General features: G+C 67.0%; 17 protein-coding genes. 16 read left to right on the top strand and 1 reads right to left on the bottom strand.

Annotated elements, in window-relative coordinates:
* Nucleotides 1-60: 60 nt before the first annotated feature.
* From ASG92_RS01345 to rplI, 15 genes are all read left to right on the top strand, one after another.
* A complete protein-coding gene (locus ASG92_RS01345; RefSeq protein WP_056623895.1) occupies nt 61-1,743 on the top strand; it encodes an ATP-binding cassette domain-containing protein in 1,683 nt (560 codons plus the stop codon).
* A 224-nt stretch (nt 1,744-1,967) separates the two neighbouring features.
* On the top strand, nt 1,968-3,167 hold the full coding sequence (locus ASG92_RS01340; protein WP_056623286.1) for an MFS transporter: 1,200 nt from the start codon (nt 1,968-1,970) through the stop codon (nt 3,165-3,167).
* Between the two features lie 123 nt (nt 3,168-3,290).
* Nucleotides 3,291-4,793 carry a bifunctional phosphatase PAP2/diacylglycerol kinase family protein gene (locus tag ASG92_RS01335; protein WP_056623283.1) on the top strand — a complete coding sequence of 501 codons (1,503 nt, stop codon included), beginning with the start codon at nt 3,291-3,293 and terminating at the stop codon, nt 4,791-4,793.
* A gap of 148 nt (nt 4,794-4,941) precedes the next feature.
* On the top strand, nt 4,942-5,892 hold the full coding sequence (locus tag ASG92_RS01330) for an ABC transporter ATP-binding protein (RefSeq protein WP_056623279.1): 951 nt from the start codon (nt 4,942-4,944) through the stop codon (nt 5,890-5,892).
* Nucleotides 5,889-6,797 carry an ABC transporter permease gene (locus ASG92_RS01325; protein ID WP_240986949.1) on the top strand — a complete coding sequence of 303 codons (909 nt, stop codon included), beginning with the start codon at nt 5,889-5,891 and terminating at the stop codon, nt 6,795-6,797. Before ASG92_RS01330 ends, ASG92_RS01325 begins: the two co-directional genes overlap by 4 nt.
* A 27-nt stretch (nt 6,798-6,824) precedes the next feature.
* Entirely contained in the window at nt 6,825-8,135 is a 1,311-nt protein-coding gene (locus ASG92_RS01320) for a histidine kinase (RefSeq protein WP_056623276.1), read from the top strand.
* Nucleotides 8,132-8,839 carry a response regulator transcription factor gene (locus ASG92_RS01315; RefSeq protein WP_056623273.1) on the top strand — a complete coding sequence of 236 codons (708 nt, stop codon included), beginning with the start codon at nt 8,132-8,134 and terminating at the stop codon, nt 8,837-8,839. The genes ASG92_RS01320 and ASG92_RS01315 overlap by 4 nt, the downstream gene beginning before the upstream one ends.
* Before the next feature lie 84 nt (nt 8,840-8,923).
* Entirely contained in the window at nt 8,924-9,862 is a 939-nt protein-coding gene (locus tag ASG92_RS01310; protein WP_056623271.1) for an intradiol ring-cleavage dioxygenase, read from the top strand.
* 21 nt (nt 9,863-9,883) lie between these two features.
* Nucleotides 9,884-11,254 carry a M18 family aminopeptidase gene (locus ASG92_RS01305; RefSeq protein WP_056623268.1) on the top strand — a complete coding sequence of 457 codons (1,371 nt, stop codon included), beginning with the start codon at nt 9,884-9,886 and terminating at the stop codon, nt 11,252-11,254.
* A gap of 239 nt (nt 11,255-11,493) precedes the next feature.
* The gene (locus ASG92_RS01300; protein ID WP_056623265.1) at nt 11,494-12,915 is read left to right on the top strand and encodes an amino acid permease; all 1,422 of its coding nucleotides are present in this window, start codon (nt 11,494-11,496) and stop codon (nt 12,913-12,915) included.
* Between the two features lie 311 nt (nt 12,916-13,226).
* Nucleotides 13,227-15,749, top strand: a complete 2,523-nt coding sequence (locus ASG92_RS01295; RefSeq protein ID WP_157372016.1) for a hypothetical protein — start codon at nt 13,227-13,229, stop codon at nt 15,747-15,749.
* Between the two features lie 226 nt (nt 15,750-15,975).
* Nucleotides 15,976-16,281 (top strand): 30S ribosomal protein S6, encoded by a 306-nt coding sequence (gene rpsF, locus ASG92_RS01290; protein WP_015939036.1) that lies wholly within the window; start codon nt 15,976-15,978, stop codon nt 16,279-16,281.
* Nucleotides 16,282-16,336: 55 nt separating this feature from the next.
* On the top strand, nt 16,337-16,912 hold the full coding sequence (locus ASG92_RS01285) for a single-stranded DNA-binding protein (RefSeq protein WP_056623260.1): 576 nt from the start codon (nt 16,337-16,339) through the stop codon (nt 16,910-16,912).
* 127 nt (nt 16,913-17,039) lie between these two features.
* Nucleotides 17,040-17,279 (top strand): 30S ribosomal protein S18, encoded by a 240-nt coding sequence (rpsR, locus tag ASG92_RS01280; RefSeq protein ID WP_003800144.1) that lies wholly within the window; start codon nt 17,040-17,042, stop codon nt 17,277-17,279.
* Between the two features lie 17 nt (nt 17,280-17,296).
* A complete protein-coding gene (rplI, locus tag ASG92_RS01275) occupies nt 17,297-17,749 on the top strand; it encodes a 50S ribosomal protein L9 (RefSeq protein WP_056623257.1) in 453 nt (150 codons plus the stop codon).
* 112 nt (nt 17,750-17,861) lie between these two features.
* On the opposite strand, the gene ASG92_RS01270 is transcribed toward rplI, so the two are convergent.
* Complete coding sequence (locus ASG92_RS01270) at nt 17,862-18,284, bottom strand: DUF1801 domain-containing protein (RefSeq protein WP_056623253.1); 423 nt, start codon at nt 18,282-18,284, stop codon at nt 17,862-17,864.
* 186 nt (nt 18,285-18,470) lie between these two features.
* Here ASG92_RS01270 and ASG92_RS01265 point away from each other — a divergent pair, with 186 nt between their 5' ends.
* Nucleotides 18,471-19,097, top strand: a complete 627-nt coding sequence (locus tag ASG92_RS01265) for an FMN reductase (protein WP_056623889.1) — start codon at nt 18,471-18,473, stop codon at nt 19,095-19,097.
* Nucleotides 19,098-19,109: the final 12 nt, after the last annotated feature.

Raw genomic sequence — 19,109 nt, 5'->3', positions numbered from 1 at the left:
TGCCATAGCTTGAGCCCGGGCGGGGCAGGATGCGGGCAGGCCCGTGGGAAGATGGACGGCGTGGCCCATATTGACGTTTCCGGCATTGATTACTTCCTCTCCGACGGCACCCAACTGCTGAACGGGGTGACATTCAAGGTCCCGGACGGCACCAAGACGGCGCTCATCGGGCCCAACGGCACCGGCAAGACCACCCTGTTCCGCATCATCGCCGGCGACCTCACGCCTGACGAAGGTGTCATCGGCCGCTCCGGCAACATGGGCATCATGCGCCAGTTCGTCGGCCAGGTGCGGGACGATTCCACCGTCAAGGACCTCCTGGTGTCCGCCGCGCCTCCCGCCCTGGCGGCCGCTGCCCGCGCCGTCGACGACGCCGAACTCGCCATGATGGAGCACGACGACGAACCCACCCAGATGCGGTACGCCCAGGCGATCGTGGACTGGGGAGACGCCGGCGGCTACGACGTCGAGACCGTCTGGGACGAAGTCTGCATGGCCGCGCTGGGACTGCCGTTTGACCGCGCGCAGCACCGCCCGGCGTCGAGCCTCTCCGGCGGCGAGCAGAAGCGCCTGGTGCTGGAGGCGCTGTTCGCCGGCCCCGACGAGCTGCTGCTGCTGGACGAACCGGACAACTACCTGGACGTCCCCGGCAAGCGCTGGCTGGAAGGCAAGCTCAACGAGTCAAAGAAGACGGTCTTCTTCATCAGCCACGACCGCGAGCTCCTGAACAACGCCGCGGGCCGCATCGTCACCCTCGAGCCGGGCATCAACGGGGCCGGCGCCTGGGTCCACGGCGGCGGCTTCGGCTCGTACGTGGAGGCCCGGGCGGACCGCAACGCCCGCTTCGAGGAACTGCGCAAACGCTGGGACGAGGAGCACGTGAAGCTCAAGGAACTCGTCAACATGTACAAGAACAAGGCGGCGTTCCGTTCCGACATGGCCAACCGGTACCACGCCGCCCAAACCCGGCTGGCCAAGTTCCTGGAAATCGGTCCCCCGGAGGCCCTGCCCATCGAGCAGAATGTTCAGATGCGTCTCAAGGGCGGGCGGACCGCCAAACGCGCCATCGTGGCTGAGAAGCTGGAACTCACCGGGCTCATGAAGCCGTTCTCCACCGAGGTGTGGTTCGGGGACCGCGTCGGCGTGCTCGGCTCCAACGGCTCCGGAAAATCGCACTTCCTGCGCCTGCTCGCCACCGGGGGCACCGATCCGGAGCGCGAGCACCTGCCCGTGTCCGACGTCGAAATCGCCGAAGTGCCGCACGAGGGCACCGTGAAACTCGGCGCCCGTATCCGGCCCGGCTTCTTCGCGCAGACGCACGTCCGCCCCGACTTGCTCGGCAAGACGCTGCTGGAGATCCTGCACCGCGGCGACGAACACCGCTCCGGGCTGGGCCGCGAAGCCGCGGCCGGCGCACTGGACGGCTACGGCCTGGCGGGACAGTCCGAGCAGAAGTACGAGTCCCTCTCCGGCGGCCAGCAGGCCCGCTTCCAGATTTTGCTGCTGCAGCTGTCCGGGGCCACGCTGTTGCTCCTCGACGAGCCAACCGACAACCTGGACCTGCACTCGGCCGAGGCACTGGAGCGGGCGATCGACCACTTCGAGGGAACCGTCCTGGCTGTCACGCACGACCGCTGGTTTGCCCGGACCTTCGACCGCTTCCTGGTGTTCGGCTCCGACGGCAGGGTGTACGAGGCCGCCGAGCCGGTGTGGGACGAGAAGCGCGTGGAACGCGCCCGGTAAACCGGACGCTCTCTCACTTCCTGCACGTTCTGCGCCAACGCTCGCTCACCCGGTGAGAGAGCGTTGGCGTCTTTTCTGCGAAAAGTGAGAGAGCGTCGGGGGTTTAGTTGCAGGGAGTGAGAGAGCGTCGGCCGGTCCCGCTGATCGAGCTTGTCGAGATCGAGGCGCCACCAGCGGATGGGGGTTCGGCAGGCCCACCGGCGGGGCATCGATAGAGTTGTCGGATGACGTCCACCACCCAGCAGCTCGCCGACCGCCAGGTTTCCGCCGCAGCGGTGGCGACCTTCATCATTTTCGGCGCCAACGGCCTGGTGTTTGCCAGCTGGGCCGCCCGGATTCCGGCAGTCACGGAGATCCTGCACATATCGTCCGGCCAGATGGGGACGCTCCTGCTGTGCACGGCAGTGGGGTCGCTGATCGCCCTGCCCGCCGCGGGGCTGGTGATCAACCGGATCGGCACCGCCAACAGCGTCCGCGCAGGTGGATTCCTGGCCGCGCTGGCCGGCGTGGGCATCGCAATATCGCTGCTTGCGGAGTCCGTTCCCGGCACGGCGGTGGCGCTCTTCTTCTTCGGCATGGGCATCGGGCTGTGGGATGTGTCCCAGAACGTTGAAGGGGCCGACGTCGAGCACCGGCTCCGCCGGACCGTCATGCCCAAGTTCCACGCGGCGTTCAGCGGCGGCGCCTTTGTGGGTGCGCTCATCGGGGCCGGGCTGTCCGGCATTGGCGTAGGCCTGCCCCAGCACCTGCTGGTCATCGCCGCCGCCGTGGCGGTACTGACCTTCGTCACGCCGCGCTACTTCCTGCCGCATGCCATCCCCGAGCAGGCTGCCGACGGTGAGCCCAAGCCCGCCCGCGGCCCGTCCGCCTGGCGCGACGGACGCACGCTCCTGATCGGCGTGGTGGTGCTTGGCGCCACGCTGACCGAAGGCGCCGGCAATGACTGGATCGCCAAGGCGGCCGTGGACGGCCTCGGAACCTCTGAATCCACCGGGGCCCTGCTCTTCGCGCTGTTTGTCCTGGCCATGACCGCGATGCGCTTCTTTGGCGGCACCTCCATTGACAGATACGGCCGGGTGGCCGTGCTGCGCGCCAGCATGGCCGCAGCAGCGGCCGGCCTGGGACTGTTCGTGTTCGCGGGCAACATCTGGCTTGCGGCCGTCGGAGCCGCACTCTGGGGAGTGGGGGCTGCCCTCGCGTTCCCCATGGGAATGTCCGCCGCGGCGGACGATCCCAGGCACGCGGCTGCAAGGGTTTCGGTGGTCTCCACCATCGGCTACGTGGCATTCCTGGCCGGGCCTCCGCTGCTCGGCTACCTCGGCGACCTGACGGGGATCCGTCTGGCCCTCCTCGCGATCGGCGTGCCGATCCTGGTTGCCCTGCTGCTCGCCGGCGCCGCCAAACCGCTGTCCGGAAGGCGATGACCCGCCACACGATGACCCGCCGGGCGATGACCCGCCGGTAGCGGTTTCCGACCTGCACGCTGCCAATCCCGGCAAGCACAGAACGTCCATGTCCTGCGGACTACCCGGCGGTAGGGTGAGGGAATGCGAAGAATGCTGCGCAGGGGACCCGGCTGGGTGGCCGGGCTTGACCGAACGCTGATGCGCGCCGTGTCGGCCTTTCCGGGCGGGCACCATGACACGTTCTTCCGACGGCTCTCTGCCGCAGCCAACAAGGGCAAGCTCTGGTTCGGCGTAGCCGCCCTGGCGGCGGCTGTTCCCGGCCGCACCCGGCGTGCTGCGGTTCACGGCCTGCTAGCCCAGGGCGTCGCCTCCGCCGTGACCAACCTTGTGTTCAAAACCCTGCTGCCCCGCACCAGGCCGCTGCCGGAACACCTGCCCGTGTTCCGTTTCGTGAACCCGCAGCCGACCAGTTCGTCGATGCCGTCCGGCCATTCCGCGTCGGCCGTCGCCTTTGCCCTCGGTGCGGGCTTCGTCCAGCCGGTGCTGGGCGCGGCGGTGGCGCCGGTTGCAGCCGGCGTTGCATACTCCAGGGTGCATACAGGGGCGCACTGGCCCTCCGACGTGCTCTTCGGCTCGGCGATTGGGGCAGCGTCAGCCCTCGTGACGAGGAAATGGTGGCCCGTCCGGCCGCCCTTTCCACCCACCACGCGCTGCCAGGTCGGCGCGGCGGAAGTTCCCCGCGGCGAAGGCCTCAGCATTGCCGTCAACACCCTGGGCGGGTCCTTTACCGAGGAAACCTCGGCAGGCCTGCTGGAGGTATTCCCGCTCGCGCATATAACCACGATTACGCCGGACCAGGACGTTGCCGCGCTGGTGGAGGCCGCGGCCACGAGGCCGGGCACGCGTGCGCTGGGCGTGTGGGGAGGCGACGGAACGGTGGGCACTGCCGCTGCCGCCGCCGTCGCGCATGACCTTCCCCTGCTGGTGCTCGCGGGCGGAACACTGAACCATTTCGCCCGGGATGCCGGGACGCCCTCACTCGCCGAGGCGGTGGCGGCCGCAGGCAAGGGCGAGGCGGCACTGGCGGACGTGGGCGTCGTCGCGGTGGAGCGCGGGCTCGCCGATGACCCGGAAAAGGTGGAGCTCATCATGCTCAACACGGCCAGCATCGGGTTGTACCCCAACCTCGTGCGGCGCCGCGAGCACCTGCAGCCGGCCCTCGGCAAACCGCTGGCCGGAGTGGTGGCGATGTTCCGGACGTTCGCGGTGGAGAAGCCCATCACACTCACAGTGGACGGCGTACGCCACAAGCTGTGGATCATGTACCTCGGCCGGGGCCGTTACTACCCCCGTGACCACGCCCCGCTGCTCCGTCCGGTGCTGGACGACGGCGTGCTGGACCTCCGGATGATCACCGCGGACGAATCCTTCGCCCGACTCCGCATGCTCTGGTCAGTGCTGACGGGTACCGTGGCAACATCCAAAATCACCCACCTGACCGAGGCCACGCGCGTACGGGTTGAGTCCGATACGGGGCCGCTGGTGCTCGCCGTGGACGGTGAAGCCATGCCGGGCGTGCGGGCCGCGGAATTCACGCTGAAGCGCGGCGCGCTCCGGTACTACTCTCCGCACAGCGGCGGCTGACCCCCGGCGTCTCATCCGATCGGATGACGGGGGCTACCCTGACTCGCCCCTGAATCATCCCTGAGACCGGCGAATTCGGCCGTCCGCATCGGTAGCGTGGAACGTGCACACGAGACAGCATCCCGCAGCTACGCAAAGGAACGCTTCCATGATCGAGGCACAAGGCCTGACGAAGGTCTACGGCGACAAAACCGCCGTCGGCGGCGTCAACTTCACTGTCCAAGCCGGCCAGGTCACTGGCTTTCTGGGCCCCAACGGAGCCGGTAAATCAACCACCATGCGCATGATTATGGGGCTGGATACGCCGACGGCGGGAACGGTCACCGTGAACGGCGTGCCGTTCGCGCGCCACGTCGCGCCGCTGCGTGAAATCGGGGCGCTGCTGGACGCGAAGGCCGTCCACACCAGCCGCTCCGCGTACAACCACCTGCTGGCCATGGCAGCCACCCACAGCATTCCCAAGAAGCGCGTCCACGAGGTCATTGAGATGACGGGCCTGGCGGATGTCGCGCGGAAAAAGGTCAAGGGCTTCTCCCTGGGCATGGGGCAGCGGCTTGGCATTGCCGCCGCACTCCTGGGCGATCCCCAGACCATCATCCTGGACGAGCCCGTCAACGGACTGGACCCGGAAGGCGTCGTCTGGGTGCGCAACCTGGTCAAATTCCTGGCCTCGGAGGGCCGCACCGTGTTCCTGTCCAGCCACCTCATGAGCGAGATGGCCCTGACCGCGGACCACCTGATCGTGATCGGCCGCGGCAGGATCATCGCCGATGCCCCCATCAGGGACATCATCACCGGCAAGGGGCAGAGCCGCACGCGCGTCCGCACGGACCAGCCCAACCAGCTCATGCACGCCCTCGCCGGAGCCGGCGTCTCCGTTGAGGTGCAGGACTACGAACTGCTCGAGGTCAAGGGCCTCGATCCGCGCCAGATTGCGCGGGCCGCCCTCGACAACCATGTCATGGTCTACGAGCTCACGCCGCTCCAGGCAAGCCTTGAAGAGGCGTACATGGAGCTGACCAAGGATGAGGTCGAATACCACTCGCTGATCACCACGGGAGCCCCTGTTCCCGCCCAGTCCGGAGGCCACCAGTCATGAGCTCAACAACATTGGATTCCACCCCTTCCCGCCGCGGTGCGCACGCCGCAAACGGTGCGCCCTCCGGCGGCCCCGGCCGCCCGGCCGGCGCGGGCATCGGTCCCGGACCCACTTTCCTCCGGGTCCTGAACTCCGAATTCATCAAGTTCCGCACGCTGCTGTCCACCCTGATCCTCCTGGCCTCCACGGCCGTGGTCATGGTGGGGTTCGGCGCGCTGTCAGCCTGGGGAACAGGCCAGTTCGCTGACGCGGCTGGCTCCGACCCGCAGGCAGCTGAAGCCATCGCGGCCCAGGGCGGTGATCTTGCCGTGACGGTTCCCACGTCCGGCATCGCTTTCGCGCAGCTGATCCTGGGGTCACTCGGTGTGCTGCTGATGAGTTCGGAGTTCACCACCGGCATGGCCCGCTCCACGTTTGCTGCGGTCCCGAAGCGGATCCCGGCTTTCATCGCCAAGCTCGTAGTGGTCATGGTCAGCGCCTTTCTCCTGACGGCCGTGTCCACCTATGTTGCCGGCCTGGTGTCAGTGCCGATCCTGGACAACTACGGCCTCAAACTGGACCTGGGCAGTTCGCAGTCGGTCAAGCTGCTGCTCGTCAACAGCGCCTACGTGGCCGCCGTGGCAGCGATCGGCATGGCGCTCGGGACCCTCATCCGCAATTCGGCCGGGGGCATCATGAGCCTGGTGGGTCTGTTCTTCGTAGCGCCCATTGCGTTCCAGCTGATCCCGGGCGATTTCTTCGTGGAAGCCCGCAAGTACCTGCCCGGAAACACCATCAACCCCCTGACGGCCGTGGAACACGTCCCGGAGACACTCGAAGTCTGGCAGGCCGCCCTCGTGCTGGGCGCCTGGGTGCTGGTGCCGGTGGTCCTGGCCATGGTCCTGCTCAAGAAGCGCGACGTGTAGTCCGGATCGTGCATTCAGGCTCAACCCATGAGTGAAGCTGTTTCCGTGAAGGACGCGCCAGCCGGCCCGGCTGACGCGTCCTTCGCCGAGTTCGCCGCCCGGCGGCGCGGCCGCGTCCGCCGGTACCTGCACCGGCATCCCCGGGTGATGGATGCGGTGGTGGTGGCCTGCTACGTCCTGCTGGTGACGCCCACGGTAGTGGACGCCGTGACGGCCGGGGGCTGGGCGCCGCCCGCGCTGCTCGCCGGCGTCGCGCTTGCCTTGCTCTTCCGGCGGCAGTATCCCGTCCCCGTGGTGGCCGTCATCGCGGCGGTGGAGGTGGTGGTGACCCTGTTGCATCCGTGGGGTTCCAACGTTTCGGCGGGGCTGTGGTTCTCGCTGTACGCGGTTGCCGTGGTGCACACCCGGCGCTTTGCCCTGGTCACGCTGGCCCTCGTGACGGCGCCGCTGGCGCTGCTGTACTTCTTCGCGGCCGTTGGCCCCCTGGAGCGGGAACTGCCGCGCTCCGCGGCGTCGCCGGAGGAATTCCAGCTCATCTCGAGCATTGCGGCGGGCACCAGCATCGCGCTCTCCAACGTCATTGCCACCGGAATCGGGATCTCGGTGCGCCAGCGCAGGGAGCACGAACAGGAGATCGCGGCCTGGGCGGCCCGGGCCGCGCGGCTCGGCTCCGTCAACGAACGGAACCGGATAGCGCGGGAGATGCACGACGTCGTGGCGCACTCCCTGACCGTGATGATCACGTTGTCCGACGGGGCCGCCGTCGTGGTCCGGAAGGATCCGGAACGCGCCGCGGACGTGCTGGCCGAGCTGTCCCGGACCGGGCGGACCGCCCTGGCGGACATGCGCCGCGTGCTGGGCGTCCTTCGCGATGACACGGCCGCCGGACAGGCGCCCCGCGAGCCGCTGGCGGCCGGGGACAACCTCGCCAAGCTCCTCGACGGCTTCCGCACCGCGGGCCTGCCGGTCCACTACTCGCACACGGGTCCGGCGCTGCCGGAGGACGCCGCTTTCCAGCTCACCGTGTACCGGATTGTGCAGGAGTCGCTCACCAATGTCCTCCGCTATGGCCGGGCGCTGAGCCGGGTGGACGTCCTGGTGGTCCGGGATGAATCCACCGTCACCATTGAAGTGATCGACGACGGCAGGGGCACCGCCGAGGGCGCCGGCGGCGCCGGAACACTCGGCACCGGCTCACTCGGTTCCGGACAGGGCCTGCCGGGGATGAAGGAACGCGCCGGAATCTACGGCGGTACCGTGGAGGCAGGCCGTACCGTCAACGGCGGGTGGCGCGTGCGGGCTGTGCTGCAACTGAACGGAAACAAGGGGGACGAATGAACGACGCCGGACGAATACGGGTCCTGCTGGTGGATGACCAGCCACTGCTTCGAATGGGCTTCCGGCTGATCCTTGAGGGCGAAGACGACCTCGAAGTGGTCGGCGAGGCGTCCGACGGGGCCGAGGCGATTGGCCGGGTGCGCGAGCTCACCCCGGACGTGGTGCTCATGGACGTACGGATGCCGGTCCTCGACGGCATCGAGGCGACCCGCGCCATCGCGGGCTCGGGCTCCCGCTCGCGGATCATCATCCTGACCACCTTCGACCTCGATGAATACGCCTTCGCCGCGCTGCAGGCAGGGGCGTCGGCCTTCCTGCTCAAGGATGTGGCCCCCGCCGACCTTGTCCGGGCCGTCAGGGTCGTGGCGAGCGGCGACGCCGTCGTGGCTCCCCGCATCACCCGGCGCCTGCTGGAAACGTATGTCCGCGGCACCGGTTCGCCCGCGCCTGGTGCGCCCTCCGCTTCGCCGGCCCACCGTGATCCGCTGCTGGAGGACCTCACTCCGCGGGAGACCGAAATGCTGGAGGCGATGTCCGAGGGCCTGTCCAACGCGGAGATCGCGCACAGGTACTTCCTGTCCGAGGCCACGGTGAAGACCCACGTCCGGCGGATCCTCACCAAGCTGCACCTCCGGGACCGGGTCCAGGCCGTGGTTTACGCCTACGAGACCGGTCTGGTGACGCCCAGCAACCCGGACTACTGACCCGGGCTACTGACCCGGCACGGGCACAGCTTCCGCACAGGATTGCCCTATGCGGGCCATAGCTGCCTGGAGTTTCATGGAGGCATGACTCCTTCACCCCGCACCCCCGGCCGGAAGCAGGCTCCGCAGGAGCCCCACCCCAACCACGACCGCGGCCTCGAGTTCGACCTCTCGACGCTGATGACCCGCCGCTCCCTGGGCATGTTCTTTGGCGCCGGCACGGCGGCTGCCGCCCTGGCGGCATGCACACCGGGCGGTTCCTCCGGTTCTGCGGCCACCACCGGAACGCCGTCGTCCGCGTCTGCCGGATCGACGGCCACGACGACGGCGCCTGCGGCCTCCGCGTCGTCCTCCGCCACCGCGTCCCCCACGGTGACCCGGGCGATCGCCGAGTGCGGCGTGGAGATCCCGCAGGAAACGGCCGGGCCCTACCCGGGCGACGGATCAAACGGTCCGAACGTCCTCGAGGCGTCCGGCGTGGTGCGGCAGGACATCACGTCCAGCTTCGGCGCGTCGACCACGAAGGTCGACGGCGTGCCGCTGACCGTCACGCTGACCCTGCTCGACAACGCCAACGGCTGTGTTCCGCTGGCCGGCGCCGCCGTCTACGCCTGGCACTGTGACCGGGACGGGAAGTACTCCCTGTACGATTCCGGGCTGGAAAACGAGAACTACCTCCGCGGCGTGCAGCCGGCGGACGCCAACGGCCAGGTCACCTTCAAGACCATCTACCCCGGTGCCTACAACGGCCGCTGGCCGCACATCCACTTCGAAGTCTTCGAATCCATGAACAACGCCACCGCGGCCGGGCAGGTGCTGGCGGTCTCGCAGATCGCGCTGACCGACGCCGCCTGCAAGGAGGTCTACGCCTCCTCCGGCTATGAGACCAGCGCCCGGAATTTCCCCAACACCACCCTGAAGTCGGACAACGTCTTCGGCGACGACGGCGGCATCTACCAGCTGGCCACCATGTCCGGTTCCGTGTCGGCCGGCTACACGGCAGGCCTCAACGTCACCGTCTAGGGCACCGCTAGACTCGGAGCCATGCCTATCCACACCTCTGCCGCCGACCACATCCGGGACCTGGGCGACTACGTCAGCGCCTCGCCGTCGAGCTTTCACGCCGCCCACGAAGGCGCCCGGCGACTGGAGGAGGCCGGTTTCACCGGCCTGGATGAGCTGCAGCCCTGGGATGCCGCAGCGGGCAAGTATTACGTGATCCGCGACGGCGCGCTGATCGCGTGGGTGACACCGGAAGGCGCCGGCCCCACCACGGGCTTCAACATCCTGGGCGCCCACACCGATTCGCCGTCCTTCAAACTCAAGCCCAAACCGACCACGGGCAGGTTCGGATGGCTGCAGGCCGGCGTGGAAGTCTACGGCGGGCCCCTGCTGAACTCCTGGCTGGACCGCGAGCTGCAGCTCGCGGGGCGCCTCGTCATGCTCGACGGGACCCAGCACCTCACCGCCACCGGCCCGCTCCTGCGCTTTCCGCAGCTGGCCATCCACCTGGACCGGGCGGTGAACGACGGCCTCACCCTGGACAAACAGCAGCACATGAACCCCGTCTTCGGGCTCGGTGATCCTGCCGGCGAGGACCTCCTGGGGCTGCTGGCCGAGCGGGTGTCCGGCAACGGCGACGGCGACGGCGACGGTCCGGGACGCGCCGCCGGGGGCGGGGCGCCGGTTGATCCGGCGCAGATCGGCGGGTACGACGTCGTCATTGCGGACACGCAGCCGCCTGCGGTTTTCGGCGCGAAGAGCGAGTTCTTCGCCTCCGGGCGGCTGGACAACCTTTCGGCCACGCACGCCGGATTGGCGGCGCTGATCGCCCACGGGGTTTCGGCAAGCCCAACCAGCGGGACCGGGCCGGCGCCGATCGCCGTGCTGGCGGCGTTCGACCACGAGGAAATCGGTTCGGCCTCGCGCTCGGGGGCGTGCGGGCCCGTGCTCGAAGACGTCCTGGTCCGGATTTCGGACGGACTGGGTGCGTCGGCGAGCCAGCGGCGGCAGGCATTTGCGGCGTCGTTCTGTGTCTCTGCCGATGCCGGCCACGCCGTCCATCCCAACTATCCGGAGCGGCATGACCCCGTCAACCGCCCCGTTCTTAACGGCGGCCCGCTGCTGAAGATCAATGCCAACCAGCGCTACGCCACCGATGCCGCGGGCGCGGCGCTCTGGGCCCGGCTGTGCGGCGAGGCCGGAGTCCCCTACCAGGAGTTCGTCTCCAACAATGTGATGCCCTGCGGCTCCACCATCGGGCCGCTGACCGCGACCCGGTTGGGCATCCGGACCGTGGACGTGGGGGTGCCCCTCCTGTCCATGCACTCCGCCAGGGAGCTTTGCGGCGTGGAGGATCCGCACCGCCTTGCCCGGGTCACGGAGCTGTTCTTCGGGACGCCGGCAGGGCTGTAGCCGGCGCGAACGAACATTTCAGCCCCGTTACAGAATTGTTCCCCGAACAACATTTGTTGCTCAGGTGTGTCTGCGGCTGGCAGGATGCCTGTTTTCGGGGCCGGTAAACTGTGTCATTGCACAGCCTGGTCCGACCGATGGCTCCCTTAGTGTGAAACGCACATGTGGTCCGCGGCACACGCCCCATACCGGCCCGACCCCATCCCAAGACCTGAAATCAACAAGAGGACGGCGCATCCATGCACGCTGACCAGCAACTCTCAAAATCCCTGAAACCCAGGCACCTGTCCATGATCGCCATCGCCGGCGTCATCGGCGCAGGGCTGTTTGTGGGTTCCGGTGCCGCAATCCAGCAGGCAGGTCCGGGCATCCTGCTGGCATACATGGCGGCGGGGATCGTGGTCATCCTGGTGATGCGGATGCTGGGCGAAATGGCCGCCGCCAATCCCGAGACCGGGTCCTTCTCCACCTATGCGGACAAGGCGCTGGGACGCTGGGCGGGCTTCAGCATCGGCTGGCTCTACGCGTGGTTCTGGATCATCGTGCTGGGCATCGAGGCGACCGCCGGCGCGGCCATCATGCACCGCTGGGTGCCGGGCATCGACCAGTGGGTCTGGGCCCTGGTGCTCATGGTGCTGCTGACGCTGACCAACCTCGCCTCGGTGAAGTCCTACGGTGAGTTCGAGTTCTGGTTCGCCTCCATCAAGGTCACCGCGATCGTCCTGTTCCTCATTTTCGGCGTGGCGGCGATCCTTGGCCTGATCCCGGGCGTTCCGGCCCCCGGCGTTAGCAACCTGATCGAGAACGGCGGCTTCCTGCCGAACGGCCCGGGAGCCGTGCTGGCGGGAATCCTCGTGGTGGTTTTTTCCTTCTTCGGGGCGGAAATCGCCACCATCGCCGCAGGCGAATCCGAAAACCCCGTGGACGCCGTGAAGAAGGCCGTGAAGTCCACCGTCTGGCGCATCCTGGTCTTCTACATCGGTTCCATCGCCATCGTGGTCACTCTGCTGCCGTGGAACTCCGCCAACGTCGCCAAGAGCCCGTATGTTGCCGTCATCGAACTGTTCGGCATTCCGGGGGCCGGCACCATCATGGACATCGTGGTGCTCACCTCGGTGCTGTCCTGCCTGAACTCCGGCCTCTACACGGCCAGCCGCATGCTCTTCTCACTCTCCCGCCGCGGCGATGCGCCCAAGTCCTGGATGAAGATTTCCAGGCGCGGCGTGCCGGCTGCGGCCGTGCTGGCCTCCACGGTGGTCGGCTTCATCACCGTGGGACTGAACTACATCGCCCCGGACACGGTCTTCCTGTTCCTGGTGAACACGTCCGGCGCCATCGCCCTGTTCGTCTGGCTGGTGATCGCCGCTTCACAGCTGATCCTGCGCCGCCGCATGGGAGCGGCCGCCAAGGATCTTGCGCTGAAGATGTGGCTGTTCCCCTACCTGACCTGGCTGTCGATCGGCAGCATCGTTGCCCTCATCATCGGCATGATGATCCTGGACTCCACCCGCGAATCGCTCCTGCTGTCGGTCGCCCTGGCCGCCGTCGTGGTGGGTATTGGCGTGTGGCGCTACCGCAAGGGCGCTACGGAGCCCGTCCCGACCGGAACTGCCGTTCCCGAAGCTGAAGGCGTCGGCGCGGGGACCGGACCGGCGTCGTAAGTTCTTCGCAACCGCTTCTGCTCCAACATGAGACCGCCTGTCCGGCCGGCCACCCAGGCCCGTCGGACAGGCGGTCTTGTCATCCCGCGCCAGTCAGTCCGGGGCAGTTGAGCCCGGTCCAATTGAGCGCGGCGCGGCTCAGCCCTGGCGCGGGGCGAACATGATCACGGCCACGCCAATCAGAATCGTCATGGCCCCAGTATTTCGTCCGGCTGGAGTTATCCACACCCGTGCGTCACATGACTGGATCTGCGGCTGTTTTCCCTCTAGATTCGCAGCGTCACTCAGAGTCCGACAGAAAATTGGGGAAAATGTCGCAGCAACCTTCTGTTTCCACGCCCGCCATACCTGAACCGCCGCAGCAGCGGCCCGCAACGCCTCCTGACCCGCATCATGGCTCCGCCTTGCTTGATCCTCGCCGGTTGTGGGCCGGGGCGGCCGTTTCAGTGGCGTCGTACCTTGCGGCGTTTGTCTTCAGCATCGCCCTGGTGGTGCTTTCGCTGGCCGGCATCGCCGCCGGTCAGGGCACCCTCGCCCCGGCGCTGGATGGAGCGCTGCCCGCGCAGGAAACGCCGGATGCGTGGTCACAGTTGGTCCAGCTCGCCGCGCAACTCGTTGCCATGGCGCATTTGGGTGCGCTCGACACGGCTGTCCAGGGCACGGTGTTCTTCGGAACACTTCGCGGGGACGCCATGGGCTACGCAGTGCCCCTGACAGTGCTGTTGGTCAGCGCGCTGGGTGTCTACTTCGGCAGCCGCGTGGCTGAACACAGGATTCCGTCTGGTGCGAGGCCCCAGCTCCTCCTCCAGTCGGCGGTCACCGGTGTGGTGTATTCACTGCTGGTCAATGGGCTCGCGGCAGCTGCTGCCGTCCGCTTTCCCGGGTCCAACGGCTTCAGTGTCAAGCCGATTTCCGCCGAAAATCCGTGGTCGCTTTTCGTTGCCTTCGTCTTCGGCGCCGGGCTGGCCGCGGTGTCGCGGAACGGCGTCTATGTCCGCCGCGCCCCGTCCGCTGGTCCGGTGCCGCCTCTAGGCAAACTGAACCTGCCCGTTGCCGCAGTGACGGTCCACACTGTCTTGTTTTCCGCGATCGCCGTTCCCGCCGCGTGGATCACAGCCGCCGTGGCCGGGGGCTGGACAGCCCTGCTGTCCGGTCCCCTGTGGATCGGCAACGGGGTGGGCTACAGCTTTGTGGCGGGTCACCTCGGTGGCGTGCGTGTCTTCATGGAAACCTCCCAGATCCTGGGCGGGCAGGAGAGCCGGAGCGAGGATTACACCGTCTACGGATTTGGCGCCGATGTGGCCGGTGCGTCTGCGGCAGGCGCGGCCTGGGGCGCGCTGGCGCTGGCCCTGGTCTGCACGGTCGCAACAGCCATTGCCGTCCTGCTCCGCCGGGGCAGGGTGGCCAGCGCGGACGTTCTCTCCTGGATTCCCGTGCCCGCCGCCTTCCTGGTTCTGGGACTGCTGCTCCTGCCGCTCCTGACGGCGCAGGCCGGTTTTGACGTTTCGGGACTGGCTGCGGGCGAGTACCTTGTGGCGCCGGCCTGGTGGTCACCTGTAGTGTTCCTGGCCTGGGGGCTCCTGGTTGAAGTTTGCGCCCGCTTTATTGCCCCTTCCGTGCTGCCGTTCGTGCCGGCCAAACTACAGCGGCTGGCGCAGGTGCTCCCTTTCGCGCCCATCGCACAGCCGGCCACATCGCATGCCGGCGCCACGGTACCCGATGGCACCCCGGGATCGGATTCGCAGACTCACGGACCGAGCGGCAATTCGTCCGGTCTTGCCGGGGACGGCGCCGCGCCGGAGGGAATGCCGGCCCGGGAGCTTTCGGCCAAGGGTAAGAAGCGCCTGCTGGTGGCCCTGTCCGCACTCGGCGCCGTCGTGGTCCTCACTGTCGGCTCGCTGGTGGTGGTCAACGCGGTCAAGGCCGGCCCTGACAAGCTCGTCGGGGAGTACGTCCAGGCCCTCGTGGACGGCGACGCCGAGAAAGCCCTTGCGATCCTGGATCCCGACATCCCCAATGAGGACAGGGAGCTGCTGACCAACAAGGTGTTCGGAGCTGCGGAGAACCGGATTGAGGGCTTCTCGGTGATTTCAGGCAAGGTGTCCGGTGAATCCGCAGTAGTGCGCGTCGAGCTCAGGCAGGGCGGCCGCAAGTATGAGCAGGCGTTCAGCCTGTTCAAGAGCCGGCCGGAATTCCTCGATGACCATTGGAAACTCGGTGGCAGTCCGCTGCAACGCATCTCCATTTCCGCCGACGCCCCGGTACCCGCGCTCTCGGTCAACGGCATCGCCGTGGCGACAGGGCAGGGGGACACGAGCGCGTTCGGCACGAACTTCAGCCTCCCGGCCTTCCCCGGCTCGTACACTGTAGGCCTTCCGGAAAGTGAGAAGCACCTTGCGGCCGCGGAACAGCAAGTGCTGGTTCCCATCGGTGCGGCAGGCCAGGCACCGGAGACCGCAAGGCTCACCGTGCAGGCGTCGGAGTCGCTCCGGACTGAGACGTCCCGCCAAGTGGCCGCCGCCCTGGCAGCGTGCGAGAAGTCCACGGAGCTGGAGCCCGAGGGCTGCCCCTTCTACGTGTTTGCCTTCGGTGACGTCCGGAACGTGAAGTGGTCAGTCGACGCTGAACCGGACTACGCGATGCAACGGTCCTTTGACGGTGCATGGCGGCTGAGCGGAGGCACGCCCGGTGAGGCTTCCGTGAGCTACGAGCGGAATGCCTTCAGCAAGACCAGGCCCGAGTGGGAAAAGGAGACAAAAAAGGTGGACTTCTCTGTCAGGGGCAGTGTCTCCGTCGTTGCGGACAAGGTCGTGGTGAAACTTTCGCGGTTCTAGAGTCCGGTTTTCCACATACGGGCCTCCGCTGCTGCTGAGGGGGCCCGCATCACGCTAGCCTCGAGTCAGCGAACGAATCGCGGAAACCCGCTCCGATGCACTAGGATATTGAAGTCTGTGCTGCGCCCTGCCTCCGTTTTGGATGCCGGGTGTGCACGGCACCGCAAATGAACCTCCTGTTACGGAAATGCCGTAACCGCTTAGCCCAAAGGAGGTGGGTTCACATATGCGTCCTTACGAATTGATGGTAATCATCGACCCCGAGGTCGAAGAGCGTACCGTAGAGCCGTCGCTTCAGAAGTTCCTGAATGTCATCACCAACGATGGTGGAACCATCGAAAAGGTTGACATCTGGGGCCGTCGTCGCCTCGCCTATGACATCAAGAAGAAGTCCGAAGGAATCTACGCCGTGGTGAACTTCACCGCCAAGCCGGAAACCGCCAAGGAACTTGACCGCCAGCTGAGTCTCAACGAGACCATCATGCGCACCAAGATCACCCGCCCCGAAGAGCAGAAGGTCGTTGCTGAGTAATTTCAGCTCCCGGCTTTTATTCTTTACCCCGCAGGAACGAACAAGGAGGCAGTAGATGGCAGGCGAAACCACTATTACGGTCATCGGTAATCTCACCAATGACCCCGAACTGAGGTTCACACCGTCAGGTTCGGCAGTAGCGAACTTCACCATCGCTTCCACGCCTCGCACCTTCGACCGCCAGTCCAATGAGTGGAAGGACGGGGAAACCCTGTTCCTCCGCGCATCGGTGTGGCGCGAAGCAGCCGAAAACGTCGCCGAGTCCCTGACAAAGGGCATGCGCGTGATCGTCAACGGCCGCCTGAAGAGCCGTTCCTACGAAACAAAAGAAGGCGAAAAGCGCACCGTTATCGAGCTCGAAGTCGATGAAATCGGCCCGAGCCTGCGCTACGCCAATGCCAAGGTCAACCGCACCCAGCGCTCCGGCGCTCAGGGTGGCCAGGGTGGCTTCGGCGGAGGCAACAGCGGCGGTGGATTCGGTGGCGGCCAGGGTGGAAACCAGGGCGGCAACACCGGAGGAACCTGGGGCGGCAACCAGCCCGCAGCGCAGGAAGACCCTTGGGCCACGCCCGGGGTCAGCAATGCAGGCGGCGGCTGGGGCAACGGCCCGGATTCCGAACCTCCCTTCTAAAACAACAAATTAAAGGTTCGACGCCGGAACCGCCCGGGTGCCGAAGGCACCATGGTGACTGCCGCCGTCGGACCACCACCATCCCGTGGATCAATATCCACGGGCTCCATAGAATAGGAGCTCCACGATGGCTAAGGCTGAACTCCGTAAGCCCAAACCAAAGTCCAACCCCTTGAAGGCCGCTGACATCACTGTCATCGACTACAAGGACGTAGCATTGCTGCGCAAGTTCATCTCCGACCGCGGAAAGATCCGCGCCCGTCGCGTCACTGGCGTCACGGTGCAGGAACAGCGCAAGATCGCCCAGGCAATCAAGAACGCCCGCGAAGTTGCTCTGCTGCCTTACTCCGGCGCTGGCCGCGGCTAAGGAAGGGATTAACTAACATGGCAAAGCTCATTCTGACCCACGAAGTAACCGGTCTCGGTGCTGCTGGCGACGTTGTCGAGGTCAAGGACGGTTACGCACGTAACTACCTGCTGCCCCGCAACTTCGCTCTGACCTGGACCAAGGGTGGCGAGAAGCAGGTTGAGTCCATCAAGGCTGCCCGCGTTGCCCGCGAGCACGCTTCCCTGGAAGATGCTCAGAAGCAGGCCGCTGCACTCTCCGCCAAGCCGGTCAAGCTGGTCGTCAAGGCCGGCGAAAGCGGCCGCCTGTTCGGCACCGTCAAGCAGGGCGACGTGGCCGACGCTGTTGAGGCCGCTGGCCTTGGCCGCATCGACAAGCGCAAGGTTGAACTGCCGGCACACATCAAGTCGGTCGGTTCCTACCAGGCCAACGTCCGTCTTCACGACGACGTTGCCGCTGTGATCGAACTCGACGTAGTCGCAGGCAAGTAGTCGTTCCGGCTTCACGCCAGACCGCTACGCAGTCCTGAACTGCTGACGGCCCCCGCCGTCGGATTCCTCCGGGAAGCCGACGGCGGGGGTTTTCGCGTTAACACCGGGCCGTTCAGGCCTGGTGAATGACGGTGGTGCAGTAGCGGTAGCCGAGCCTGATGAGCTCGGCCAGGACCGCCTCGTCCACGTCAGCGAGTTTGTTCACGTACAGGCAGCCTGCGCCGGTCGTGTGCTTGCCGAGCCGGGCCAGCAATTCCGCGGACTCCGGCGCATTGGTCAGGCCGTACAGCGAGAGGCTGGCTTTCCGGGGCGAAAACCCCACGGCGGGCATGTCCCCCTCGCGGCCGGTGGCGTACTTGTAGTGCACCCTGCCGAAGCCCACGATGGTGGGCCCCCAGACCTCGGGCTCCTCGCCCGTGAGCTCCGCCATGAGGTCCCGCAGCCGGAGTGCGTCCTGGCGCCGGGCGGGATGCTCCACCCCGGCGACGAATTCGTCCGCCGAGGCGCCGGTCACCTGCGTCTTGTTCTCCGTCATGGACGCAGTCTACTTCGCTCGAATCCAGCCCCGGCAGAGCCGGCCGTCACCAGCACTCTCCCGCGGGATGTTCGCCTGCGTCGCCTGCCCCTCGCATGCGGCGGAATAAACTCGAAGGCCCGCGGGTTGAGCGAGTAGATGCAAACGCATGCACTGTCACTAGCAGTCGAACCTGAGGAGACCACCGTGGAGACCCGCCGTATCACCGTTCTGTCCGCCGGCCTGGGCGTACCGTCGTCGAGCCGCCTGCTCGCCGACCAGCTCGCCGCAGCCGCCCAGCAGCGGTTGGAGGCGGCAGGATACGAGGTGGCCGTGGACGTCATGGAACTCCGCGACCTGGCCGTGGACATTGCCAACAATTTCGTCACGGGCTACGCGGGACCCCGCCTGGCGGATGCGATCGCCGGAGTGGAGGCCTCGGACGGCATCGTCGCCGTCACGCCTGTCTTCAGTGCCTCGTACAGCGGGCTCTTCAAGTCCTTCATCGATGTCCTGGATCCCAAGTCCCTGGACGGAAAGGCCGTGCTGCTGGGCGCCACGGGCGGCACTGACCGCCACCAGATGGTCCTCGAGTACGCCATGCGCCCGCTGTTCAGCTACCTGCGCACGCGTACGGCGGCGACGGCCGTCTTCGCCGGCCCCCAGGACTGGGGCAACACGGACGACGGCGGCACGCCCCTTTCCGCGCGGATCGACCGTGCTGCGGCCGAATTCAGCCACCTGCTCGAGGGCGCGCAACCGGGGCGGAAGGCCGCCCCGCTGGAGTCCCTGCCCTTTGAACAGCTGCTCGCGGGCATCTCGGGCGCACGGTAGGCCACGGCGCCG

The organism is Arthrobacter sp. Soil736 (assembly GCF_001428005.1).
Lineage (GTDB): Bacteria > Actinomycetota > Actinomycetes > Actinomycetales > Micrococcaceae > Arthrobacter.
This window is presented reverse-complemented; position numbering and strand designations above follow the sequence as displayed.